Annotated in this window: 23 protein-coding genes and 1 other RNA gene; 15 read left to right on the top strand and 9 right to left on the bottom strand. The window is 69.2% G+C overall.

The genetic code is table 11. The annotated features are described in order from the left end of the window. The first annotated feature begins 129 nt into the window (after positions 1 to 129). Positions 130 to 1,110: an NAD-dependent epimerase/dehydratase family protein gene (locus KUV67_09575; GenBank protein ID MBY6205129.1), complete on the top strand. Its 981-nt coding sequence runs from the start codon at positions 130 to 132 to the stop codon at positions 1,108 to 1,110. Positions 1,111 to 1,303: 193 nt separating this feature from the next. On the opposite strand, the gene KUV67_09570 is transcribed toward KUV67_09575, so the two are convergent. Further along, on the bottom strand, positions 1,304 to 2,002 hold the full coding sequence (locus tag KUV67_09570) for a hypothetical protein (protein MBY6205128.1): 699 nt from the start codon (positions 2,000 to 2,002) through the stop codon (positions 1,304 to 1,306). Positions 2,003 to 2,133: 131 nt separating this feature from the next. On the opposite strand from KUV67_09570, the gene KUV67_09565 reads away from it, so the two are divergent. The 4 genes from KUV67_09565 to KUV67_09550 all read left to right on the top strand — a co-directional run bounded on the left by KUV67_09565 (position 2,134) and on the right by KUV67_09550 (position 6,045). Next, positions 2,134 to 2,457 carry a zinc ribbon domain-containing protein gene (locus tag KUV67_09565; GenBank protein ID MBY6205127.1) on the top strand — a complete coding sequence of 108 codons (324 nt, stop codon included), beginning with the start codon at positions 2,134 to 2,136 and terminating at the stop codon, positions 2,455 to 2,457. Between the two features lie 85 nt (positions 2,458 to 2,542). After that, positions 2,543 to 4,306, top strand: coding sequence for an aspartate--tRNA ligase (gene aspS / locus KUV67_09560; GenBank protein MBY6205126.1), 1,764 nt, complete (start codon positions 2,543 to 2,545; stop codon positions 4,304 to 4,306). Between the two features lie 134 nt (positions 4,307 to 4,440). Beyond that, positions 4,441 to 5,259 (top strand): DUF4397 domain-containing protein, encoded by an 819-nt coding sequence (locus KUV67_09555; protein ID MBY6205125.1) that lies wholly within the window; start codon positions 4,441 to 4,443, stop codon positions 5,257 to 5,259. Between the two features lie 141 nt (positions 5,260 to 5,400). Continuing rightward, positions 5,401 to 6,045, top strand: coding sequence for an alpha/beta fold hydrolase (locus KUV67_09550; protein MBY6205124.1), 645 nt, complete (start codon positions 5,401 to 5,403; stop codon positions 6,043 to 6,045). 508 nt (positions 6,046 to 6,553) lie between these two features. Here the strand turns inward: KUV67_09550 and KUV67_09545 are convergent. Continuing rightward, the gene (locus KUV67_09545; protein ID MBY6205123.1) at positions 6,554 to 7,069 is read right to left on the bottom strand and encodes a DUF456 domain-containing protein; all 516 of its coding nucleotides are present in this window, start codon (positions 7,067 to 7,069) and stop codon (positions 6,554 to 6,556) included. A gap of 80 nt (positions 7,070 to 7,149) precedes the next feature. Between KUV67_09545 and KUV67_09540 the strand changes: the two genes are divergently transcribed. From KUV67_09540 to KUV67_09520, 5 genes are all read left to right on the top strand, one after another. After that, positions 7,150 to 7,749 (top strand): carboxymuconolactone decarboxylase family protein, encoded by a 600-nt coding sequence (locus tag KUV67_09540; GenBank protein MBY6205122.1) that lies wholly within the window; start codon positions 7,150 to 7,152, stop codon positions 7,747 to 7,749. A gap of 158 nt (positions 7,750 to 7,907) precedes the next feature. Then, the gene (locus KUV67_09535; GenBank protein MBY6205121.1) at positions 7,908 to 8,723 is read left to right on the top strand and encodes a pilin; all 816 of its coding nucleotides are present in this window, start codon (positions 7,908 to 7,910) and stop codon (positions 8,721 to 8,723) included. 109 nt (positions 8,724 to 8,832) lie between these two features. Next, the gene (locus KUV67_09530; protein MBY6205120.1) at positions 8,833 to 9,999 is read left to right on the top strand and encodes a cystathionine gamma-synthase; all 1,167 of its coding nucleotides are present in this window, start codon (positions 8,833 to 8,835) and stop codon (positions 9,997 to 9,999) included. A 45-nt stretch (positions 10,000 to 10,044) separates the two neighbouring features. Continuing rightward, complete coding sequence (locus KUV67_09525) at positions 10,045 to 10,335, top strand: coiled coil domain-containing protein (GenBank protein ID MBY6205119.1); 291 nt, start codon at positions 10,045 to 10,047, stop codon at positions 10,333 to 10,335. Continuing rightward, positions 10,328 to 10,546, top strand: coding sequence for a hypothetical protein (locus tag KUV67_09520; GenBank protein MBY6205118.1), 219 nt, complete (start codon positions 10,328 to 10,330; stop codon positions 10,544 to 10,546). The genes KUV67_09525 and KUV67_09520 overlap by 8 nt, the downstream gene beginning before the upstream one ends. A 394-nt stretch (positions 10,547 to 10,940) precedes the next feature. Here the strand turns inward: KUV67_09520 and rpiA are convergent, their stop codons facing one another. The 6 genes from rpiA to KUV67_09490 all read right to left on the bottom strand — a co-directional run bounded on the left by rpiA (position 10,941) and on the right by KUV67_09490 (position 14,121). Beyond that, positions 10,941 to 11,594, bottom strand: coding sequence for a ribose-5-phosphate isomerase RpiA (gene rpiA, locus KUV67_09515; protein ID MBY6205117.1), 654 nt, complete (start codon positions 11,592 to 11,594; stop codon positions 10,941 to 10,943). Next, a complete protein-coding gene (locus tag KUV67_09510; protein ID MBY6205116.1) occupies positions 11,591 to 12,067 on the bottom strand; it encodes an EVE domain-containing protein in 477 nt (158 codons plus the stop codon). The genes rpiA and KUV67_09510 overlap by 4 nt, the downstream gene beginning before the upstream one ends. Before the next feature lie 586 nt (positions 12,068 to 12,653). Further along, positions 12,654 to 13,244: a 5-formyltetrahydrofolate cyclo-ligase gene (locus KUV67_09505; GenBank protein ID MBY6205115.1), complete on the bottom strand. Its 591-nt coding sequence runs from the start codon at positions 13,242 to 13,244 to the stop codon at positions 12,654 to 12,656. 41 nt (positions 13,245 to 13,285) lie between these two features. Further along, positions 13,286 to 13,472: non-coding RNA, 6S RNA (gene ssrS / locus KUV67_09500), on the bottom strand. Positions 13,473 to 13,588: 116 nt separating this feature from the next. Then, positions 13,589 to 13,900 carry a cell division protein ZapA gene (locus tag KUV67_09495; protein ID MBY6205114.1) on the bottom strand — a complete coding sequence of 104 codons (312 nt, stop codon included), beginning with the start codon at positions 13,898 to 13,900 and terminating at the stop codon, positions 13,589 to 13,591. Further along, the gene (locus tag KUV67_09490) at positions 13,900 to 14,121 is read right to left on the bottom strand and encodes a TIGR02449 family protein (GenBank protein MBY6205113.1); all 222 of its coding nucleotides are present in this window, start codon (positions 14,119 to 14,121) and stop codon (positions 13,900 to 13,902) included. Before KUV67_09490 ends, KUV67_09495 begins: the two co-directional genes overlap by 1 nt. 185 nt (positions 14,122 to 14,306) lie before the next feature. Between KUV67_09490 and KUV67_09485 the strand changes: the two genes are divergently transcribed. The 5 genes from KUV67_09485 (at position 14,307) to hrpA (ending at position 23,016) form a co-directional block, all read left to right on the top strand. Then, positions 14,307 to 14,837 (top strand): UPF0149 family protein, encoded by a 531-nt coding sequence (locus KUV67_09485; protein MBY6205112.1) that lies wholly within the window; start codon positions 14,307 to 14,309, stop codon positions 14,835 to 14,837. Further along, positions 14,837 to 16,210, top strand: a complete 1,374-nt coding sequence (locus KUV67_09480) for an aminopeptidase P N-terminal domain-containing protein (GenBank protein ID MBY6205111.1) — start codon at positions 14,837 to 14,839, stop codon at positions 16,208 to 16,210. Before KUV67_09485 ends, KUV67_09480 begins: the two co-directional genes overlap by 1 nt. Beyond that, on the top strand, positions 16,207 to 17,406 hold the full coding sequence (locus KUV67_09475) for an FAD-dependent monooxygenase (protein ID MBY6205110.1): 1,200 nt from the start codon (positions 16,207 to 16,209) through the stop codon (positions 17,404 to 17,406). The genes KUV67_09480 and KUV67_09475 overlap by 4 nt, the downstream gene beginning before the upstream one ends. Then, positions 17,403 to 18,635, top strand: coding sequence for an FAD-dependent monooxygenase (locus KUV67_09470; protein MBY6205109.1), 1,233 nt, complete (start codon positions 17,403 to 17,405; stop codon positions 18,633 to 18,635). The genes KUV67_09475 and KUV67_09470 overlap by 4 nt, the downstream gene beginning before the upstream one ends. A gap of 520 nt (positions 18,636 to 19,155) precedes the next feature. Then, on the top strand, positions 19,156 to 23,016 hold the full coding sequence (hrpA, locus tag KUV67_09465) for an ATP-dependent RNA helicase HrpA (protein ID MBY6205108.1): 3,861 nt from the start codon (positions 19,156 to 19,158) through the stop codon (positions 23,014 to 23,016). Between the two features lie 136 nt (positions 23,017 to 23,152). Here hrpA and KUV67_09460 read toward each other — a convergent pair whose 3' ends face one another. Next, positions 23,153 to 24,202, bottom strand: coding sequence for a glycosyltransferase family 9 protein (locus tag KUV67_09460; GenBank protein MBY6205107.1), 1,050 nt, complete (start codon positions 24,200 to 24,202; stop codon positions 23,153 to 23,155).

The following is a 24,202-nucleotide window of genomic DNA, read 5'->3' as shown; positions in this document are numbered from 1 at the left end:
TCGTGTCGAGCGGACTTGCCGACCGGGCAAACCGCGTAGCATACGAAATCCCGGCGCGCGGCGGGGCGATCGGCGGAAAGATCGTTCCCGGCCAGCCGTTGACAGCCATCGACAACGGAGAGGCATCGAATGAAGATCCTGATCACCGGAGGCGGCGGCTTTCTCGGCCAGGCCGTGGTCCGAGCGCTGCTCGACCGCGGTCACGAGGTCGCCACGCTGAATCGCTCGGCCTACCCCGCGCTGGAGGCGCTGGGTGTGGCCCAGCATCGCGGCGACATCGGCGATGCCGACGCCGTGGATGTCGCCTGCCGCGGGTGCCAGGCAGTGATCCACGTCGCGGCCAAGGCCGGACCCGGCCTGCACGCCCCGGACTTCGTTCGCGCCAACGTCGACGGCACCCGCAACGTGGTCGACGCCTGCCGCCGGCACGGCATCGGCGTGCTCGTCCACACGTCCTCGCCCAGCGTGGTCCACGCCGGCGGCGACATCGAGGGGGGCGACGAATCGCTGCCGCTGGCCGACCACCACCCGGCGCCCTACCCGGCGACCAAGGCCGAAGCCGAGCGGATCGCGCTGGGCGCGAACGACGACGACCTGCGGGTCGCCGCACTCCGGCCGCACCTGATCTGGGGGCCGGGCGACAACCACCTGCTGCCCCGCCTGATCGAGCGCAACCGCAGCGGACGGCTGCGCCTGCCTGCGCCCGGGAAGAAGATCGACACGGTCTACATCGAGAACGCCGCCGCGGCCCACGTCGCCGCCCTCGACGACCTCGCCGGCCCGGGCCGCTCGGCCGGGCGCGCCTACTTCATCACCAACGGCGAACCCCGGCCCGTGGCCGACATCCTGCGCGGCCTGCTCGACGCCGCCGGCGAACCACCCCGGATCGGGACCGTCAGCCCGAAGGTCGCGACCGCCGCGGCCTACGCGGTCGAAGGCGTCTGGCGCGCGCTGCGCCTCAGGCGCGACCCGCCGATCTCGCGCTTCGTCGTCGAACACCTCGCCACCGCCCACTGGTTCTCGATCGACGCGGCGAAGCGGGACCTGGGCTGGACCCCGACCGTCTCCATCGACGAGGGCCTGGAACGCCTGCGTCGATCATTCGAATGAAAGCCGATGATTTACCGCGGATGATCGCGGATGGACGCAGATCAGTGCGAGAAACGGAAGAGCGAGAATGCGGCCCGGCGTTCGAGAGACGAGGGAGATGGGGCCAGGGGCTAGTGGATCGACCCCATCAAAGAATCGTTTTTCATCTGCGTTCATCCGCGTTCATCTGCGGTAATCCAGCGTTGCCCAGTTTTCATCTCCGTCGGAAGCGACGCGCGATCCGTTCGGGCCAGGTCGGCCGGAAGAGGTGTCGATCGGCCTCGTCGATTCCCTCGTAGCCTCCGTACTTGAGCTTGACCCAGGCGTTGAGGTCGGTCTGGGCCAGGGTCCGGAACAGCGCGTGGTTGAGCGGCGCGAAGCGATCCCGGCGCAGCACGGCGGTGCCGAGGTCGACGATGCGGGGCCGGCCGTCGTCGCCGACCAGCAGGTTGGACTTCCGCTTGAGGTCGCCGTGGGCCACGCCGCGGGCGTGCATCGCGCGGATCGTCTGCAACAGGCCGTCGAAGAAGCCGTCGTCGGGCTCGACCTCGCGGTAGGGGCGAGCGACGAGTTCGTCGAGCACCAGCCACCGACCGTCGAACAGGCCGTGACAGGTCGCGAAGCCGGACAGCCCCTGCAGCCGCGCGTAGGCACGCGCCTCGCGGGCCAGCGCGCGTCGATGCACGGCCGAGGCCACACCGCCCGCCGGGGTCTTGACGATCAGGCGCCGGCCGTCGATCGACAGCCCGAACACCCACCCCTGGTTGCCGCGCGCGAGCGGCCGCGCCGATTCCATCGCGCCGGCGCGCAAGGCGTTCCGGACCCGTTCCGGATCGAGCCGGTCGCCGTCGGCATGCGCGTTGGCCGAGGCGACGGCATCGCGGGACGACCGGTCGGCGGGGGCATCGTCCACGGGCGGCAGGCTCCGGAGGCGTGGAAAAGCCGTCATAATAGCGGGTTGACGGATTTCCGCGTCGCGCCGGACTCGAAAACGGTGCGCCGGGACCCCAGATTGGCGCCACCTGTCAGGAGGAACCGACCGCCATGCCGATCTACGAATACGAATGCAAGAACTGCGGCCACCGCCTCGAGAAGCTCCAGAAGATCTCGGACGCCCCGCTGACCACCTGCCCCGACTGCGAGGCCGACGCCCTGGCCAAGCTGGTCTCGGCCGCCGGTTTCCGGCTGAAGGGCGGCGGCTGGTACGAGACCGACTTCAAGAAGGACGGCAAGAAGAACCTGGCCGGCGACGACAAGGCGGGCAAGCCGGCCGACTCCGGCGACGGCAAGTCGTCCGGCTCGGACGCCCCGGCCAAGCCCTCGAAGTCCGACGCGGCCTCGAGCAGCACGTCCACGGCCGCCGCCTGATTCCACCCTTCATCGCGAGCCGGACCGCCGGCTCGCGCGCTTTCTCGAGGGCGCGGCTCCGCGCCCGACGAACCAGGAGTTTTCCATGCGTAGCCATCTCTGCGGCCAGGTCAACGAATCCCTCGACGGCGGGACGGTCACTCTATGCGGCTGGGTCGACCGCCGTCGCGACCTCGGCGGACTGGTCTTCATCGGCCTGCGCGACCACGCCGGCATCGTCCAGGTCGTGGTCGAGCCCGACAACCGGAGTGGCTTCGAGGTTGCCGAGACGTTGCGCAACGAGTTCTGCGTGAAAGTCGTGGGCCGGGTCCGGATGCGTCCCGAGAGCCAGTGGAACGCCGACATGAAGACCGGCAAGGTCGAAGTCGTCGCCGAATCCATCGAACTCCTGAACGCCTCGGCCGCACTGCCGCTGCTGATGACCGACGAGGACGGCGAAGAAGTCCGCCTGAAGTACCGCTACCTCGACCTGCGCCGTCCGCGCATGCAGAAGAACCTGCGGCTGCGCTCGAAGCTGACCTCGGCGATCCGCCGCCATCTCGAGGACCGCGACTTCCTCGACCTGGAGACCCCGATCCTGACCCGCGCCACGCCCGAGGGCGCGCGTGACTACCTCGTTCCCAGCCGGGTCAACGGGGGCCGCTTCTACGCGCTGCCGCAGTCGCCGCAGATCTTCAAGCAGCTGTTCATGATGAGCGGCATGGACCGCTACTACCAGATCGCCCGATGCTTCCGCGACGAGGACCTCCGCGCCGACCGGCAGCCCGAATTCACCCAGCTCGACATCGAGATGGCCTTCGTCGAGGAAGCCGACGTGCAGGGCCTGGCCGAGGGGCTGGTTCGCGATGTGTTCTCCGACGTGCTCGACGTCGAGCTCGCCGATCCGTTCCCGCGCATGACCTGGGCCGAGGCGATGCGCCGCTACGGCTCCGACAAGCCCGACCTGCGCATTCCGCTGGAACTGGTCGACGTCGACGACCTGGTCGTCGAGTCCGACTTCAAGGTCTTCTCCGGCCCGGCCGCGGACGAAAGCGGACGCGTTGCCGCGCTGCGCGTGCCCGGCGCGGCCGACCTGTCGCGCAAGCAGATCGACGAACTCGCCGCCCATGCCGGCAAGTACGGCGCGAAGGGCCTGGCCTGGATCAAGGTCAACGTCGCATCCGCCGGCCTCGACGGCCTGCAGTCGCCGATCGCGAAGTTCCTCGACGCCCCGACCGCCGCCGGCATCCTGGAACGCACCGGCGCCGGTGACGGTGACCTGTTGCTGTTCGGCGCGGGTCCGGCGCTGACCGTCGCCGCCTTCATGGGCGCGGTCCGGCTCAAGGTCGGCCGCGAACGGGGACTGGTCGAGGACGGCTGGAGGCCGCTCTGGGTGGTCGACTTCCCGATGTTCGAGTTCGACGAGGACGACCAGCGCTACTACGCGCTGCATCACCCGTTCACCGCGCCGTCCGAAGCCGATCCGGACGCGCTTCGCGCAGAGCCGGCCGATGCCCTTTCGCGCGCCTACGACCTGGTCCTCAACGGCGCCGAGATCGGCGGCGGCTCGATCCGTATCCACGATCCTGCGCTGCAGCAGGCGGCCTTCGACATCCTCGGCATCGACGAGACGGAGGCCAGGGCCCGCTTCGGTTTCCTGCTCGAAGCGTTGCGCTACGGCTGCCCGCCGCACGGCGGCATCGCCTTCGGCATCGACCGGATCGCCGCGCTGATGGCCGGTGAGGATTCGATCCGCGAAGTGATCGCGTTTCCGAAGACGACCACGGCGGGCTGCCCGCTGACCGGCGCACCGTCGGTGATCGAGCCGCAGACGCTGACCGAACTGTCGATCCGCACCCTCGCCGACTGAGCGCCGCCCATCGCTTGCGTCGGCCATCGACGCAAGTGAAGGTAATTTCACGTTTTTTTGCCGCGGGATTCACGCTCGGCGGCGATTCTCCATGCTCGCGTTCCCAACGAACTCAAGCTTGCGTGGAGACCCCGATGAAGCCATTTGCCCGTTCGATCGCCGCCGCCGGAGCGGCTCTGATGCTCGCCGCCGGCGCCCAGGCCCAGACCCGTGTCAACGTGGCGCATCTCGCCCCGTTCGCGCCCGACCTGTCCGACACCGCAGTCTCGGTCGATGTCGACGGCACCGAAGTCCTGACCGGTGTCGAGTTCAACCAGACCTCCGGCTACCTGACCCTGACGCCCGCCGGCACGGCGCCCGGCGTGACCCAGGTCGACGTGCGCACGCCGCCGGGCGGTCCCGTCGCGATCACCGCCTCGCCGGACCTGGCGGCCGACACCGACTACACCGTCGCCGCGATCGGCGACGGGGCCAACCAGCCGCTGGCGCTGCTGCCGCTCGTCGACGACCTGTCCGCACCGGCGGCCGGCAACGCGAAGCTGCGCATCGTCCACACCGCACCGTTCGCCGACACCTCGGCGGCGACCGAAGTCTCGATCCGTCTGCAGGACGGAACCGTCGTCGCCGGCCTGACCAACGTGCCCTACGGTGCCGACTCCGGCTATCTGGAGTTGCCGGCCGGCGTGTACGACCTGGTGATCGCCACGCCGGACGGATCGACCGAGTTGATCGACCCGGAGCCCGTGCGCCTGAACGACGGCGATGTGATTTCCGTCTTCGCGGTCGGCGACGGCTCGAACCAGCCGCTGGGCGTGACCGCGGTCTTCGCCGACGGCACCTCGGCCGCACTGCCGCTCGATTTTCCCTACGAACCCATCCCGGTGCTCGACCCCTGGGGCCTGGCGCTGCTGATCCTCGTGCTCGCCGGTCTGGCAGTGCGTCGCCTGGCCTGATCGCCCGACGGGCAACGCCATTGCATCTGAAAACGGCCGCGCCCCGCGCGGCCTTCTTCGTTCCGGAAGACTGCGTTCCGGCAGACTGCCATCGGCCTGCTAGGCTGGAGCCACCGTCTTCCCTGAACGCGCGCCCGATCGATGCCCGGAACCGCTCACGTCGTCCTGATCCACGGCCTCTGGTACGGGCGAATCAGCCTGAAGCCGATGGCCTCGCGTCTGCAGTCCCGGGGTCGGTGCATTCACCGATTCGGCTACCCCACCGTCCGCCGTTCGATCGACGCCAATGCCGAGGCGCTGGCGTCGTACCTGAAACGGCTGCTGGCCGACGACCGGGCTCATGACGGGCCCGTCCACCTGGTCGGACACAGCCTGGGTGGCCTGGTTGCCTTGCACGCGATCGAGCGATTCGACATCCGCCCGGCTCGCCTCGTGCTGCTGGGCAGCCCGGTCAACGGCTCATCGGTCGCGCACCGGCTCGGGCGACTCGGTCCGCTGAAGCGGCTGGTCGGTCGCGCCGCCGGCCCGCTGGAGACGGGAGGGCGACGTGCCCCGGCCGGCTGGGAGGTCGGCATCGTGGCCGGTAAGCAGGGGCTGGGCGCCGGCCGCCTCATCGCCTCCTTGCCGTGCCCCCACGACGGCACCGTGGCCGAGGCGGAAACCCGACTGGAGGGCGAAACCGACCGGCTCCTTCTGCCCGTCTCCCACACCGGCCTCGTCCTCTCCCCCACCGTCGCCGACGCCGTCGCCCACTTCCTCGAGCACGGGTTCTTCGAACGAGGTTAACGGCTGGTGTCGTTTGGAGGATGGACGCAACGGCGCGAAGGAGCGAAGGAACGCAAAGAAACGAGAAGCGAAAAAATCAGGGGCCAGAGAAAAGCAGGAACCGAAGAGGGTCAGAAGCGATTTCTCGCAGGGACGCGGAAATCGGTACAGACTCGGACAGGCTCCCGATTCATCAATGACTCCGTCATCCCGGGGCCGGCGAAGCCGGAACCCGGGACCTCGTGACGAAACTCCAGCGCCTCGATACCCGCACTGTCTTTCCCTGCGTCTCCGCGCCTCTGCGAGAAAACAGAACGCTTGTTGTTGGTTGTTGGTTGTAGGTTCTGGCTTTTCCTGAAACCTGAAACCCGAACCCTGTTTTCCGTTCTTTCTCTCTGCGCCTTTGTTTCACTGCGCGAGATCGCTTTTCTAATCCACTTTAAGGCTTTTCCTTCGCGTTTCTTCGCTCCTTCGCGCCTTCGCGTCCATCCTCTAGGAACATGGCACGACGTCCGGTACGTCGCGAGAGCTAGAACCACCAGGCGAGGGCGAACCAGAGGATCATGACCACGCTGATGACGACCTTGGCCAGGGTGCCGACGAGGACGCCGACGCTGGCGCCGACGCCGGCGCGGAGGGAGTCGTCGACCCGCGCGCGGCCCGCCAGGTGACCGAGGACGGCGCCGACGAACGGGCCGAGCAGCAGGCCGGGCAGACCGAAGAAGATCCCGACCAGTACGCCCAGGGTGGCGCCGAGGATCGCGCCGCGGCCGGCGCCGAAGCGGCGTGCCCCCTCCGCGGTGGCGATGAAGTCGACCAGTATCGAGAGGATCGTGAGCAGGGTCAGCCACAGCAGCGTGCCGGCGCCGACGTGGGCGAAGTCGTCCAGCCAGGCCATCAACACCAGTCCGCCGAGCACCAGCGGCGTGCCCGGAAGCGCCGGCAGGATGGCCCCGGCCACCCCGACCAGCACCAGCACGACGGCGACCAGCCAGCCGAACCAGACACCGCCCTGCGCCAGCCATTCAACCAGTGCGTCGATCATTGGACCGCTTCCATTGCAAACCCGGGTCCATTCTCGCATCCTGACCGACCCGAATCGAATCACGCCGACGGAGACCACGCATGGCTTTCATGGAACCGCTGCCCCCCGAGACCACCCCCGAGCTGGCCGAGACCTTCGACCACTTCGCCGACATCCTGGGTTTCGTGCCGAACAGCCTGCTGACGATGCAGCGCCGGCCCGAAATCGTGAAGGCCTTCGGCGTATTGACCTCGGCCGTCATGGACCCGGAGGGCGCGGTCGACCCGGCCACCAAACGCCTTCTTGCGCACTTCGCCAGCCGCGCGGCCGGCTGCCAGTACTGCGAGGCGCATTCCCTGATCGCCGCCGGCATCAGCGGCCTGTCGCAGGAAAAGCTCGACGCGATCTGGGACTACCAGAGCAGCGAGCTCTACAGCGATGCCGAGCGCGCCGCACTGGACTTCGCGCTCGCGGCCGGCAGCGTGCCGAACGGCGTCGACGCCGAACTGATGGAACGGCTGCGGAAGCACTGGAGCGAGGACCAGATCGTCGAGATGCTCGGTGCGATCTGCCTGTACGGCTTCCTGAACCGCTGGAACGATTCCATGGCCACGGACCTCGAGGATGCGCCGCGCGAGCTCGGCGAGCGACTCCTCGACCGGGGCGGGTGGACCGGGGAGCGCCACGGCGTCAAACGCTGACGCTCAGCGTCGGTCGGGGCGCGCTCCGCGCGCGCACGTCCGCTGGAAACCACGGCCCGTGCAGCGCTTTCGTGCCCGGCAGGGATGCGCTGGAACGCAACTTGCATTGATCGCCGCAGAGATTCAATCTGCGGTTCGATCCGCCAAGGGGTTCCAGCATGCAGCATCCATCGTCTTCGTCCGTTCGGGGGTTCACCCTGATCGAACTCATGGTCGTGGTCGGCGTGATCGCGATCCTGCTCGGCATCGCGGTGCCGAGCTACACCAACTACTCGATCCGCGCCAAGGTCTCGGAATGCCTGGGCCTGGCCGGCCCCGCGCAGGCCGCGGTGGCCGATGTGGCAACGCGCCGGGGCCGCGCACCGACCGGGTCCGACGAGGCGGGTTTTTCCTTTACCGCCACCGAGAACTGCGCGGATGTCCGCGTTGCCGGCGACGGCTCGGTCGTGATCGAAACGCAGAACACCGGGGCGACCATCGACCCCGTCGTCCAGTTCCGACTGAACTTCGAGAATGCCTTTTCCGGGATCGACTGGAACTGCCAGCTGGTCTCGGGTGACCCGGCGCACGTGCCGGGCGGATGCCGTGAACAGGGAACCGCCGCACCGGGCGGTTCGGGCGGTTCGGGTGGCTCGGGTGGCTCGGGTGGCTCGGGTGGCTCGGGTGGCTCGGGTGGCCCGGGTGGCTCGGGCGGCGCGGGCGGCGCGGGCGGCTCGGGCGGCTCGGGCGGCTCGGGCGGCTCGGGCGGCTCGGGCGGCTCGGGTGGCTCGGGTGGCTCGGGTGGCTCGGGTGGCTCGGGTGGCTCGGGTGGCTCGGGTGGCTCGGGTGGCTCGGGTGGCTCGGGTGGCTCGGGTGGCTCGGGTGGCTCGGGTGGCTCGGGTGGCTCGGGTGGCTCGGGTGGCTCGGGTGGCTCGGGTGGCGGTAGCAATCACCCTGCGTGCCAGCGGCCCAACCCGCCTCCGTTCTGCCGCTAGGCAACTCCTGCCCGGCGCACCGGCCCTCGAGGTCCGGTAAAGGATCGGCGTCGCCCGTTCGACGCCGATCCAGTACGATACTCGGCTGCCTCTCAACGCCGAGTTTTCCATGTCCCAGAACAGCACGCACGACAAGCTCGCGACCCGCGTGATCCACGCCGGCCAGACGCCGGACCCGTCGACCGGCGCGATCATGACGCCGATCTACACCACCAGCACCTACGTGCAGTCCTCTCCCGGTGACCACCAGGGCTACGAGTACTCGCGGACCCATAACCCGACCCGCAAGGCCTGGGAAGCCTGCATCGCCGATCTCGAAGGCGGCGCGGCCGGCTTCGCGTTCGCTTCCGGCATGGCCGCGGTCGATACGCTGATGCACCTGCTCGAGCCGGGCGACCACGTGGTCGCCATGCACGACCTCTACGGCGGCACATGGCGCCTGTTCGAGCGTGTCCGCCGGCGCTCCTCGGGGCTGGACTTCACCTTCGCCGACCTGGGCGATCCCGACGCTGCCGCAGCCGCGATCACCGACCGGACGAAGATGATCTGGGTCGAGACCCCGACCAACCCGATGCTGCAGCTGGTGGACATCGCCAGGATGGCCGAGCTGGCCCACCGCCACGACTGCAAGCTGGTGGTCGACAACACCTTCGCCACGCCGATGCTGCAACGTCCGATCGCATTGGGTGCCGATATCGTGCTGCACTCGGTCACCAAGTACCTCAACGGCCACTCGGACATGGTCGGGGGCGCGCTGGTGGTCAAGGACGACGACCTCGCCGAGCAGATCGGCTTCCTGCAGAATTCCGCCGGCGGCGTCCAGGGCGCGTTCGACGCCTGGCTGGCCATGCGCGGGGCAAAGACGCTGGCGCTGCGCATGAAGGCGCACTGCGAGAACGCCCAGCGGATCGCCGAGTGGCTGGTCGAACAGCCCAAGGTCGGCAAGGTGATCTACCCCGGCCTCGACAGCCACCCGCAGAAGAAGCTCGCAGAGCGCCAGATGGCCGGCTTCGGCGGCATGGTCAGCTTCGATCTGCAAAGCGACCTGCCGACCGCTCGACGGTTTCTCGAGAACACCCGCCTGTTCGCCCTGGCCGAATCGCTCGGCGGCGTCGAGAGCCTGGTCAACCACCCGGCGATCATGACCCACGGCACCGTGCCGAAGGATCGGCGCGAGGAGCTGGGCATTACCGATTCGCTGATCCGCCTGTCGGTGGGCATCGAGGACATCGACGACCTGATCGGCGACCTAAAGACGGCACTGGCCGCGGTCTGAAGGCCACGCTAGACTCGGAGTCCGTCCCTTCGCTGGAGGCAGGAGATGTCCAAACGCGACGCATGGATCGACAAGATCAAGGCCCGGCTCGACGAGGCCAATGCCGAGATCGACAAGTACGAGGCCAGGGCCCGGCGTGCCCACGCCGATGCGCGGATGAACTACGAGGACCAGGTCGACGAACTGCGCCAGCGGCGCGACGGCCTGAAGAGCAAGCTGCGCGAACTTCGAGATGCCAGCGACGACGCCTGGGACGAAGTGAAGCACGGCGCCGAATCGGCCTGGGACCATCTCTCCGAGGGCCTGAAGCGAGCCAGGGACCGCTTTCGTGACTGACCCGACCCGCACCCTTTCCGGTGCCGCCGCCCTGGCGGCACTGGTCCTGCTGCTGACCGCCTGTGCCGCCACCGACACCCAGGGCCCGCCCCCGCTCGACGAGGACAGCGCGCGAAGCCTCGAGATGATCGAGTGCCAGCAGCGGGCCCAGAACCGCCCCGACGAAGCCCAGCGCCTCGCCGAATGCAACCACCCCCGCATCGGCGGCTAGCGCCCTTGCTCATAGCGGTTATTGCGGCAAGTTCCTTTAGAGGATGGACGCGAAGGCGCGAAGGAGCAAAGGGCGCGAAGAAAAAACAAGAAATGGTTGAAAAGCGGTAAAGCAAAGAACGTGGAAAAGGCGTTCTCGCGCAGAGACGCGGAGGCGCAGAGAACGGCAAGCATGGTTGAGAGCCTCAAACCCATTGCCCCGGACTTGATCCGGGGCGACGGGTTTGGAATATCTTCCAATTTTTTTGAAGTTCTCTGCGTCTCTGCGTCTCCGCGAGAAAACGCTTTTCCGCAGTTTTAAAGATTCAGAATCCTCGTTGCGTCCTTCGCCCCTTCGCGCCTTTGCGTCCATCCTCTAAAGGGTCGAGGCACCGAAGCCGAACGAAGCCCGAGCCTCAGATCGTCTCGATGCCGCTTTCGGTGGCCATGAGGACGAGATCGGCCGGGCGGTGGGCGAAGAGGCCGCAGGTGACGACGCCGGGGACCTGGTTGATCTTCGTTTCCATCTGCACCGGGTCGACGAGGTCGAGGTTGCGCACGTCGAGGATGACGTTGCCGTTGTCGGTGGTGAAGTCCTCGCGCAGCTCGGGCTGGCCGCCGAGCTTGATCAGCTGCCGGGCCACGAAGGACCGGGCCATCGGCAGGACTTCCACCGGCAGGGGAAACTCGCCGAGCACGTCGACCTTCTTGCTCGCATCGACGATGCACACGAAGCGCTTGCTGGCGCCGGCGATGATCTTCTCGCGGGTCAGCGCGCCGCCGCCGCCCTTGATCAGTCGGCGATGGCCGTCGAACTCGTCGGCGCCGTCGATGTACAGCGCCAGGTCGCCGGTGCGATTCAGTTCCAGCACGTCGACGCCGATCGACTTCAGCTTCCCGGTCGTCGCTTCGGACGAGGACACGGCACCCTCGAGGCGGATACCGCTGGCACCGAGTTCGTCGATGAACGCATTGACGGTGGATCCGGTACCGACGCCGAGCAGCATGCCGTCCTCGACGTGCTTCAGCGCGGCACGGGCCACTTCGATCTTCAGGCGTTGCTGGCTCATGCAGGGTTCTCCTTTTCCATTTTCAGGACCTGGTCCCACTGGTCTTTCGACACCGGAAGGATCGACAGGCGGTTGCCTCGGGCGAGCAACTGGAAATCGCCGAACTCATCGGCGCGCGCCTTCATTTCCTTGAGCGTCACGGTTCGCTTCAGGTCACGCACGTGCTGGATGTCGACCAGCACCCAGCGCGGATCGTCCGGGTCGGATTTCGGGTCGAAATAGTTCGAGCCGGCATCGAACTGGGTCGGGTCGGGATACGGCTGCGAGGCCACCTTCGCGATGCCGACGATGCCCGGCGTCGTGCAGTTCGAGTGGTAGAAGAAGACCTTGTCACCCTTCTTCATGTCGTCCCGGATGAAGTTCCGGGCCTGGTAGTTGCGGATTCCGTCCCAGGGCTCGGTCTTGTCCTTGCAGGCCTTGAGGTGCTCGATGCCGAACACGTCCGGCTCGGACTTCATCAACCAGTAGTTCATGCGGGGCGGACTCCATCGACAACGGTCCACGATGGTAACGCGTGTCCGGTGGACGGGCAGTGGCTTCGTTCCGAACCCTGGCCAGATTCCCTTGAATGATCGGCACGAAGAGGAGCAAGGAGCGAAGAACGCGAGGAACGTACCGGACCGAACGCCCGAACCGAATCAGAAGGCCCTGTGGGAGTGAGCTTGCGAGCGAAGGGTGGAGCGGCCGGCTCGCGACCGGGGGCTGAATCGTTCGCCTGCGAGGCAGGCTCCTACAGACCGGGGTCAGAAGGCAACGGCGATCCTGTAGGAGCGGGCCTTGCCCGCGAACGCGCCCGATTTCTTCTCGCCTGCAAGGCTGGCTCTCGTTGGCGGTTCGGATAAAGCCTTCGCGCGCAAGCGCCCTCCAACAGACTCGAGCCCCCGATCACGGGCCCATCTGTGGGAGTGGGCTTGCGAGCGAACGAGCGAATCGAATTCGCTCGCAAGCTCACCCCCAAAGTCGGTTCGATCCGCGTTCAGTCATGGCCCTTCGCGTCTTCGCGTCTTCGCGCCCATCATCTGGAGGACCGGGCACGAGGCCAGCAAAGAACGCAGAGCTCTACTCGCGGAAGACCTGCAGGCCGCGCTCGGTCAGCACGGCGGCGAGCGGGACGTCCCACGGGTCGGCGGGGAGGCTGTCGACCTGCTGCAGGGCGTAGGCCACGCCGACCAGCCAGGGGCCGGCTTCTGGATCGCGACGCAGGAAGTCGAAGGCACGGTCGTAGTACCCGGCCCCCATGCCGAGGCGCATGCCGGTGGCGGAGAACGCGACCAGCGGCGTCAGTACGATCTCCAGGCGTTTCGGGTCCCGGAACGGGCCCTCGGCGGGCTCGGGGATGCCGAAGCGGTTCTTCGTCATCGCACTCCCGGGCTGCCAGCGCCGGAAGCGCATGTCGCGGCCGTCGACGACCGGCAACCAGATGCGCCGGCCCGCCTCGGCCAGCACGTCCAGGGCGGGGGTGAGGTCGGGCTCGCCGCGAAAGGGCTGGAACGCGGCGAGGTCCACGCAATCGCGCTCGCCGAGCACGCGCAGCAGGTGGCTGGCGATCTGACGGTCGGCGCGGCGTCGCTGGTGCGGATGGAGTGCGGTCCTCGTTTCGAGGACCCGGGTGCGCAGAGCCTGTTTGCGGGCGTCGGGCGTCTCGGTCACGGGCTCGTGCCGGGGCCGGCTGCAAGGTGCAGGGAAAGGGGGTGCTCTCCGCAGATGCCGCTGCGAAACCGGGGACCTTGAACCAGAGGTTCAGGTGGGACAGCTCTTCGCGCCTTCAGGCGATTCGCATTCAGCGATTCGCACACCAGCATCGAAAGGCACCGTCCCGAGGTCGATAAGTAGGGACAAGGCATAATGCGATTCCGCTGGCGAACACCGCAGAGAGCACCACGGGAGAAACTATACCACCGCGACGGCAAGGCTCGGGAAAATCCCTTCACTCCGGCGTGACTTCCCGGTTGGAATCGGATCGCGAGGGCGGGGAACCGCAGGCCCCGAGGCGGTCAATCGCCCGTGCCGTCGGCCCGGGGCGCGGCCTGCTCGAGGCGTGTGGCGAGGTCCAGGAGGCGCTGGTCGATCTGCTCGTCCCGGGCTTCGTTCTCCTGGCGGATCTTCAACAACTCGTCGGCCAGGTTCAGGGCGCACATCACCGCGACCTTCTCCATCGAGGTCAGCTTGCCGCTGTCGCGGATTTCCCGCATCTGGCCATCGAGAAACAGCGCCGCCTCCATCAGTGCACGCCGCTCCCCCGGCTGGCACATGACCTTGAATTCGCGGTCCAGGATGCGGACCGATACCGGCTCCGAGTCGGCCATCAGGTTGCATTCTCCAGCGATTTCAGCCGTTCGATCATGGCTTCGACCCGGGTCCGCGCCTCCTCGTTGCGCTTGACCAGCCCGGCGCGTTCGGCGACCAGCGACTCCTGCCGGGCCAGCAGGGAACGGTTCTCGCGCTCGAGGGCATCCACGCGATCGATCAGGCTCGACAGCCGCGACTCGATCGTGTCGAGCGCCGCCCGGGTCCGTTGCATGCTCATCGGAAGATCCCCCGAATTTCACTGGAAATACAACGCAATGATAGAACTTCATCAGGCGAATTGCCAAGTGGCACGTCGCGGGCGGTCGAAAACCGGCTCACGGGCCGCGCTGGACGCCGCACCCCGCGACGCTCGACCGCACCCCCCGGTGCTACCATGACGCGCTGCTCGCAACTCCTTCTGGCATGAACGACAACGAATCCAAACTGGCCTGGCTGCTCGCCCTGTCCGCCGACGCCGACCCGGCGCGCGTGGCCGAGACCCACGGCGTGGTCATCGGCCTGCTGGTCGCCGGTCCGAAGCAATCCGACCAGGAACTCGCCGACCAGCTCGCGGCGCTGCAGGTGGGCGACTGGGACTCGGAGAAGATCCAGCAGCAGCTCGGACCCGCGATCTCGACGCTGCGCAGCGAACTCGGTTCGCCCGACATGGACTTCAAGCCGCTGCTGCCGACCGACGACCGTCCCCTGGAGGAGCGCACCCGCTGCCTCGCCACCTGGGTCACCGGCTTCCTCGCCGGCTTCGGGACCTCGGGTCGCCGCATCGATGGCGGAGATGCCGCCGAAGCGCTGCGGATGCTGGAGCAGATCGCCCGCGCCGGCCTCGACCCGGAGGCCGACGACGAGGCCCAGGAAGAAGCCTTCGCGGAACTCAGCGAATTCGTCCGAATCGCCACGCTGCTGCTTCGCGAGGAGAGCCTGCGGCAGTCCGCCTGATGAGCGCTCGGCCCCGTCACGTGCCTGCCGCGACGGCGCCGAAGAGCGCCGAACCGCACATTCGACGCCGCCGCGACCTGATGTCGCTGGCGGAGCCCGGGTCGGTCGTGATCGTGCCCGGCGCGCACGAGGTGCTGCGCAACGGCGACAGTCACTTCGCGTTCCGCCAGGACAGCGACTTCCTCTACCTGACGGGCTTCGACGAACCCGATGCGGTGCTGGTCCTGGTGCCGGGTCGGGAGGCGGGCGAACAGCTGCTGTTCTGCCGCGAGTCCGATCCCGATCGGGAGCGTTGGGACGGTCCACGCCTGGGGCTGGACGCCGCCCGCGAGCGGCTGGCCGTCGACGACTGCTTCCCGATCGACGATCTCGACGAGATCCTCCCCGGCCTGATGGAAGGGCGGGAGCGCATCTACCACGCGGTCGGACGCAACCCCGCCTTCGATCGGCAGGTCATCGAGTGGCGAAACGAACTGCGCAACCAGAAGCGCAACGTCCGGGCCCCCGAGGAGTTCATCGGCCTCGACCACCTGCTGCATGAGCTGCGCCTGATCAAGTCGCCGGACGAGCTGCGCTCGATGCGTCGTGCCGCCCGCATCTCGGCCGATGCGCACGCCCGGGCGATGCAGGCCTGCCGGCCGGGCCTGAGCGAAGCGGAGCTCACCGCCGAACTGCTTCACGAGTTCGCCCGCAACGGCTGCCCGCCCTCGTACCTGCCGATCGTCGCCAGCGGGGCGAACGCACTCATCCTCCATTACGTGAAGAACGACCAGCCGCTGCCCGACGACGGCCTGGTCCTGATCGACGCCGGCTGCGAGGTCGACGGGTACGCTGCCGACATCTCGCGGACCTTTCCCGTCTCGGGGCGGTTCACCCCGGCCCAGCGCGCGATCCACGACCTTGTCCGGGCCGCGCAGCTGCAGGCCATCGACCAGGCCCGTCCGGGCCGGGCCTTCGACGACATCCACGACGCTGCCTGCCGGGTACTGACCGAGGGCCTGATCGACCTGGGCCTGCTGACCGGCTCGCTCGACGCCAACCTCGAGCAGCAGGCCTACCGCCGCTTCTACATGCACAAGACCGGGCACTGGATCGGACTCGACGTTCACGACGTCGGCGACTACCGGATCGACGGCCAATCGCGCCAGCTCGAGAAGAACATGGTCACCACCGTCGAGCCGGCGCTCTACATCGGCTTCGACGACGACATCCCCGAGGAATTCCGCGGCATCGGCGTGCGCATCGAGGACGACATCCGCGTGACCGACGACGACCCGGAAAACCTGACCGGATCGGTCCCCGCCGATGCCGCGGCGATCGAGACGCTGATGGCGTCCAGCAACCGCGCGGACGGTCGCGGAGGCGGTCGGTGAGCGCCCGCATCGAACACGACGTGGTCATCGCCGGCGGCGGCCTGGCCGGCGCATCGCTGGCCGTGGGGCTGGCCCGGCAGGGCTTCGACGTGGCCGTGATCGAGGCCGTCGACCGCGAAGCCGATCACCAACCGAGCTATGACGACCGCACCCTGGTCATCAATCGCGCGTCGCTGAACATTCTCGGCGCCCTCGAGATCATCGACGACGACCTCGCGCGCTGCCCGATCCGCACGATCGAGATCACCCGCGCCGGCGGCTTCGGTCGCGTCCGGCTCGAGGCCGAGCGGCACGGCGTCGATCGCTTCGGCGAGGTGGTGGTCGCGCGCGAACTCGGCAACCGGCTGCTCGCCGCGATGAAGGCCTGCGCGGAAATCACCGAATACTGCCCCGAACGGCTCGAGACCTTTGCCGCCGACGACGACGGCGTCGACGTGCGGCTGGCCTCCGGGACCCAGCTGCGGGGGCGCCTGCTGGTCGCCGCGGACGGTACACGCTCGTCGATCCGCCAGGCCGCGGGCATGGCCTCGGACCTGCACGACTACCGGCAGTCCGCGATGATCTTCAACGTTCGACCCCGTTCCGCGGCCGAAGCGACCGCCCACGAGCGCTTCACGCCGGCCGGGCCCCTGGCCTTCCTGCCGCAACCCGAAGGGCGGCTTGGCGTGGTCTGGATCGACGCGAACGAGCGGATCGACGAGGCGATGGGCTGGTCCGACGACGAGCTGATCGCCCGCCTGGTCGAACGCGCCGGCTCCGCCTTCCAGGGCTTCGAGCGGCCCGGCAAGCGCGCCCGCTATCCGCTCGTCCTGCTGCGCACGCCGACCCCGATCGGCGCGCGCACGGTCGCGATCGGCAACGCGGCGAACACGGTCCACCCGGTCTCGGCCCAGGGGTTCAATCTGGGCCTGCGCGACGTCGCCGGCCTCCTCGATGCGCTGGCCGACGCCCGCGACCCCGGCGCGCCGGCCTGGCTCGCCCGCTACGTAAAGCTGCGGGCCGACGACCAGGCCGAGACCGTGCGCTACACCGACACGCTGGCGCGGACCTTCACCAACCCCAGCCTGCCGTTCCGTCTCGGCGCCGGCCTGGGACTTGCCGCCCACGGCGTGCTGCCCGGCCTGCAGCGCCGCTTGGTGCGGGCGGCGATGGGCTTCCGCGAACCGGTCCCGACGCTGGCCCGGGAGCGCGCGTGACCGACCGCTGCGACGTCCTGGTGGTCGGCGGCGGAACCGCCGGGGCCGCGGCCGCCCTGGCGCTTGCCGAGCTCGGCCGCGACGTTGCCCTCGTCGACCGGCGCGAACCGGCCGGCATCGGACGCGATGCACCGCTCGACCCCCGAGTGGTCGCGATCAGTCCGGGCTCGCGCGCGCTGCTCGAGACGCTCGGCGCGTGGGACCGTCTCGACACCGAGCGGATCGCGTCCTATCACCGCATGCAGGTCGCGGCCGGGCGCGGCGAAGTCACCTTCCAGGCCGGCGACCACGGGTTCGACGCGCTGGGCTGGATCGTCGAGATCCCGGCCCTGGTCGATGCCCTGTGGGCCGGCCTGCGCGGTCACCGGCGCATCCGGATCCATGCGCCGGCCGAGCTCGAGTCGATCTCGCTTCTCGACGACTCGACCGGCGCAACGGATTCGCGAGGCGCCCGCGGCGGCGCCCGGGTCCGGCTCGCCGGCCGGACCCGGATCGAGGCCGACGTGCTGATCGGTGCCGACGGCGCGCGCAGCCGGGTCCGCGCGGCGGCGGACATTCCGGCGACCGTCGACGACTACAACCAGCGCGCCCTGGTCACCCACCTGACGACGCAACGGGCCAACCCGGGCACCGCGTGGCAACGCTTCACCGCGCTCGGCCCGATGGCCCAGCTTCCCCTGCCGGACGGGCGATCCTCGCTGGTCTGGTCGGTGCCGCGAATCGACGCCGATCGCCTGATGTCACTGGACGATGATGCGTTCCTCGAGCAATTGAACGGCCACGCCCAGGGCGCGCCCTTCGGCGAGGTCATCGCCGCCGAGCCGCGCCACGCCCTTCCGCTGATCCGCCGCCGGGCCGAGACCCTTGCGGTCGGCTGCATCGGCCTGGTCGGCGACGCCGCCCGCACCGTTCATCCGCTGGCCGGACAGGGGCTGAACCTGGGCCTGGCCGACGTCGCGGTCCTCGCCGAGACCTTCGGCCGCCACCGCAGCGATCCCGTGCAGGCGCTGCGCAGCTACGCGCTGCGGCGCGGTTCCGACGCCGCCCTCGTCGCCGGCGGCATCCATGTGCTGACCGAACTGCGCGGCTTCGGGCCGATGGCCCTCGAAGGCCTCGGTGCGGGGTTTTCGGTCATGAAGCGCTCTCGCTTCGCGCGCGGCCTGTTCGTCCAGCGGGCCTGCGGCATGGCCGAGATCGAAGGCGGCGTGCGGGCGTTGCAGGGCCGCTGAGCCTCCCGGGCTTCCCGACACGGATCCCCCGGTCCTGGACTCGCCCGAGGTAATCGACCCTCCAGGGCAAGACGAGGGGCGCTCGCACGCTCTTTCCTACAGGCGCCCTTTCCATCCCGTCGCCCCGGGGCCCGACCCCGAGGCCTGATCCCGGTTCGGTGCGAGAGGCTGGCGAACCGGCCGAGGCGGTGCGACTTTGCCTTTGACTTGTCCCGCCGTCAGCGCCGCCGAGAAGCGGAGGGGCGAGCGGACGGAGGCAAAAAGGTGTCTGAGCGAAGCGAGTTCTTTTTGCCCCGCTCGCACCGAGCATCGCAGGGGACCCGCGCAGCGGGCGGCGATGTTCGCGCAGCGATTTTGGTTACTTTTGGCGCCACAAAAGTAACTCGCAGAAGCCAGCGAAGCAGGCGTGCGAAAGGCCTTTGACACTCAGAGCCGAAGCTGGAGACAGCGTCAGATCGATCGGCGACGACTTTGCCCACCTCGAGAAAACTCCCGATCCATCTGCAAGAATACGCCGGCCATGACCCTCCCCGAACTCAACCCCGACGAGCTCCTGCAGCGCGACGTGGGCCGCCTGGTCGGCCAGCGCAAGCGCCTGCGGAAGATGGCCGCCGACGACCCGAAGCGCGCGAAGTCGCTGGCCGACTTCGAGGCGAAGGTCGCTTCCTCGAAGGCGCGCGTGGCGGCGAGGGACCAGGCAGCGCCGACGCCCGCCTACGACCCCGACCTGCCGATCACCGCGCGCCGCGCCGACATCGTCGAGGCGATCCGCGAGCACCGCGTGGTCGTCGTCGCCGGGGCGACCGGGTCGGGCAAGTCGACCCAGCTGCCGAAGATGGTGCTCGAGGCCGGGCGCGGCCGGCGCGGGCTGATCGGTTGCACCCAGCCGCGGCGGATCGCGGCGCGCAGCGTGGCGCGCCGGGTCGCCGAAGAACTCGGCACCGAGCTCGGCGACGCGGTCGGCTTCCAGGTCCGGTTCACGGACCGGGTGTCGGACGCCACCTTCGTCAAGTTCATGACCGACGGCATCCTGCTCGCCGAGGTCCACGGCGACCGGCGGCTCGACCGCTACGACACGCTGATCATCGACGAGGCGCACGAGCGCAGCCTGAACATCGACTTCCTGCTCGGCTACCTCAGGCAGCTGCTCGACCGCCGGCCCGACCTGAAGATCGTCATCACCTCGGCGACGATCGACACGGCGCGCTTCGCCGAGCACTTCGGCGACGCGCCGGTGATCGACGTCGAGGGCCGCAGCTACCCCGTGACGGTCGAATACCAGCCGCCGAACGAGGGCGAGGCGCTCGAGCAGCAGGTCCGGCGCGCGGTGGCCCGGGCCACGAAGATCGATCCGCGCGGCGACATCCTGGTGTTCCTGCCCGGCGAGCGCGAGATCTTCCAGGCCTCGCGCGCCCTGTCGAAGGCGGGCCTGGCCGACACGGAGATCCTGCCGCTCTACGCGCGCCTGCCCGCCGGCCGCCAGGACGCCATTTTCAAGCCCGGCGCCGGCCGCCGCATCGTGCTGGCGACCAATGTCGCCGAGACCTCGCTGACCGTGCCCGGCATCCGCTTCGTGATCGACTCGGGCCTGGCGCGCATCTCCCGCTACGCCAGCCACTCGAAGGTGCTTCGCCTGCCCGTGGAACCGGTCTCGCAGGCGTCCTGCAACCAGCGCGCGGGCCGCTGCGGCCGGGTCGGGCCCGGCACCTGCATCCGGCTCTACGACGAGGCCGACTTCGACGCGCGGCCCGAGTACACGGAACCGGAGATCCAGCGCGCCGGGCTCGTCGGCGTGGTGCTGGAGATGCTGGCCCTGGGCCTCGGCGACCCGGAGGACTTCCCCTTCATCGACCCGCCGCCGCGCAAGCTGGTCAACGAGGCCTGGTCGACGCTGGTCGAACTCGAAGCTGTCGACGATGCACGGTCGCTGACGCCGCTGGGCCGGCAACTCGCCGCACTGCCCGTCGACGCCCGTCACGGCCGGATGCTGATCGAGGCCGCCGAGCGCGGCGCGCTGGCCGAGGCGCTGGTGCTGGTCGCGGCGCTCGGCGTGCAGGACCCGCGCGAACGCCCGCCCGACCAGCAACAGGCCGCCGACGAAGCGCACGCGCAGTTCCGGGTCGCCGGCTCGGACTTCCTCGGCCTGCTGAAGCTCTGGTCCTGGTGGCAGCAGCAGCGCAGCGAGAAATCGCGCAACCAGGCCGACAAGCTGGCGAAGCGGACCTTCCTGTCGCCGCTGCGGCTGCACGAGTGGGGCCAGCTGGTCGCCCAGCTCAAGGAACTGTGCCGCAGCAACGGCTGGACGACCGGCCGTGTGCAGAACCTCGATGACGCGGTGGCCGAGTCGGTTCACCGCGCCCTGCTCTCGGGCCTGCTGGCGCAGGTCGGCCGTCACGACGAGGACGGCGAGTACGTGGGCGCGCGGGGCCACCGCATGCGGATCTTTCCCGGATCCACCCTCGGCCGCTCCCGCCCGGGCTGGATCATGTCCGCCGAACTCGTCGAGACCAGCCGGACCTGGGCCCGCACGGTGGCGGCGATCCGGCCCGAGTGGCTGGAGCAGCAGGCGAAGCACCTGACCCGCTCGCGCGTGTTCGACCCGCACTGGGACCGGCGCTCCGGTCGGGTCATGGGCTACCAGCAGGTCACGCTCTACGGCCTGACCCTGGTCGAGAAGCGCCGCGTGCACTACGGGCCGCACGATCCGGCAACGGCGCGCGAGTTGATGATCCTCCATGCGCTGGTGCGCGGCGAGATGAACCTGCAGGCCGGTTTCCTGAAGCGCAATCGACGGCTGGTCGAGGAGCTCGCCACCCACGAGCACAAGCGCCGGGCCCGGGACGTGCTGGCCGACGAGTCGGCGCGGGTCGCGTTCTTCGACCGGCGCGTCCCGCCGCAGATCTTCACCGTCAAGGCCTTCGGCCGCTGGTACGAGGGCCTGGACGAGAAGGAGAAGAACCGGCTGCTCTACGACCATGCCACGCTGCTGCGCGAAGATGCCGAGACCTCCGGCGAGGAGTACCCGGACCGGCTCGAGCTCGACGGCGAAGTGTTCGCCCTGGACTATCGCTTCGAGCCGGCCCACCCCGCCGACGGCGTCACCGTCGTCTGCCCGCTCCACCGCCTGAACCGCCTCGACGGCGATCGGCTGCAGTGGCTCGTGCCCGGCCTGCGTGCCGACGCGGTCAAGGGGCTGATCGGCACGCTGCCCAAGTCGAAGCGGCGCGCCTTCGTGCCCCTCGCCGACTACGCGCAGGCTGCCCTGGAGGCCCTCGGCGAACCCGCCGGCAGCCTGCACGAGCGCCTGGCCGCCGAACTGACCCGGATCGGCGGGCTCGAGATCGCGCCCGGGGACTTCCAGCTCGACCGCCTCGACGACCACCTGCGCTTCAACGTCCGGGTCCTCGGCGAGGGCGGAAAGGTGCTGACCGAATCGCGCGACCTCGAGGCGCTCCAGGACGACCTGGGCGAACGGGCCCGGCGCGAGTTCATGGCCCGCCAGGCCGACGAGTGGCAGCGCGACGGCCTCGCGGGCTTCGACGATCTCGAACTCCCGACGCATGTCCGGACCCGCGCCGGCGACCCCGCCTGGCCGGCGCTGATCGACCAGGGGACGAGGGGTCAACGGCCTGCGGTCGGCCTGCGCCTGTTCGACGACGAGGGCGAGGCCCGCACGGCGCACCACGGCGGCATCCACCGGCTGCTTCTGGGCCGACTGGGCGACAAGCTCAAGTACATCGCGAAGAGCCATCGGCTTTCGCAGCAGGCCGCGCTGGCCTGGACGCGCATCGAGGACGTTTCCGTGCTGGAGCGGGCATCGAACGAACGGGTCGTCGGCGACGCGATCGACGACGCCTGGTCGATCCGGTCCGACACCGATCTCGACGCGCTGGAGGCCAGGCTCCGGCCGGAGATCGTCGATCGCTGCCGAACGGCGATCGACGCCCTGGACCGGACCGTCCTTCGCTGGCACGAGGTCCGTCGCAGGCTCGACGCGATCGGCCCCGCCCAGCCGTCGGCCCACGAGGACATCCAGTCGCAGCTCGACGACCTGGTCTACCCGAGTTTCGTGACCGACGTGGCCAGCGACCGCCTGCCCCACTACCCCCGTTACCTCGACGCCGTCGACGCCCGGCTCGACGCGCTGGAACTGGATCCGCGGCGAGACGTCCAGCGCCAGGCCGAGATCGACCCCTGGTGGCAGCGCTACCTCGACCACCTCGCCGGAGGCCACGCGTGGACCGAGGCGCTGGATCGCTACCGCTGGCTGGTCGAGGAATACCGCGTGCAGGTCTTCGCCCAGCAGCTGGGGACGGCGGAGAAGGTGTCGAAGAAGCGGCTGGAGGAGGCGTGGGAGGCCGTCCGGGCCGAATCCGGCTAGCCGGGCTCCCGCAGACAAGCGCCCGCTAACTTACCGACAACCCCGCCCACGGACGACTCTGCCGGTTTCCTTTACCGCGGTCCGGTGCTGAACAACCGGGTCGAGACCGGAAAAGCGGACTCGATGAACGCTCGGACTACGCCAGCAGCGCATCGATCCGTTCAACGACGTCGTCCACCGTGACCAGGTCCATCACCCCGTCCCGTTCGATGCGCTTGCCCCACCTGACGTCCTCGGGCGCCTTGCCGAGGAACTGCCGCGCCGCCTCGGGAAAGCGATCGACGCAGTGCTCGAGGCTGCCGAGCGGACCCGTGCGCTTCGACCAGGTCGCCGCGTACAGCCCCACCACCGGCGTGCCCAGAGCGGCGGCGAAGTGGGCCGGGCCGGAGTCCGGTGCGACGAGGCAGGCGGCCCGCTCCATCATCGCCAGCGCCTGGCCCAGGGTGTCCTGGCCGACCAGGTCGACCAGGGGACGCTTCGCCCAGGCCTTGATCCCGTCGGCCATCGTCCGCTCGATCGCCGACGGTCCACCGACCAGGATGACCGGCCGGCCGTGCCGCTCGATCACGTGGTCGGCGATCGCCGCGTAGCGATCGGCCGACCAGTTCCGCTGCGGATGACTCGAGCAGGGACTGATCAGCACCGCCCGGCCCGGATCGGGTTGGTGGGTGCGGGCGAATTCCCGGTCCGTATCGTCGATCGGCGGCGCACGGTCGATGCCTTCCGGGTCCGCACCGAGCACGCGGGCGAACTCCAGCATCGCCAGGGCCTGGTGCTGGAACGGGACGGCCCGGATTCGCTCGTTGATCACCAACCCGTGGCCCTCCCGGGAACGCGCCCGATCGAAGCCGACCCTGCGCTTCGCCCGAACGGACAGCGACAACCAGTTGGCGCGCGCCGACACCTGGGCCAGCAGCAGCACGTCGAAGCGCCGGCCGCGAAGCGCGCGTCGCAGCGCCTTGCGACCGGCGCGGCCGGCCGTCTTGTCGAGGACGACGAAGTCGACGCCGTCCAGGCCGTCGACGAGCCGGTGCTCGGCCTTGCCGATGATCCAGGTGATGGACGCGTCCGGGAAGGCGCGACCGAGCGTTCGGACCAGCGCGATGCAATGGCAGACATCGCCGAGCGCCGAAAGGCGGAGCAGCGCGATCGAACGCGGCGGGTCACCGGGCGCCGGTTCGCTCAA

The organism is Halomonas denitrificans (assembly GCA_019800895.1).
In the GTDB taxonomy this organism is placed as follows: Bacteria; Pseudomonadota; Gammaproteobacteria; order Xanthomonadales; family Wenzhouxiangellaceae.
The sequence above is the reverse complement of the archived record's forward strand: the minus strand, read 5'-3'. Positions and strand labels throughout refer to the sequence as shown.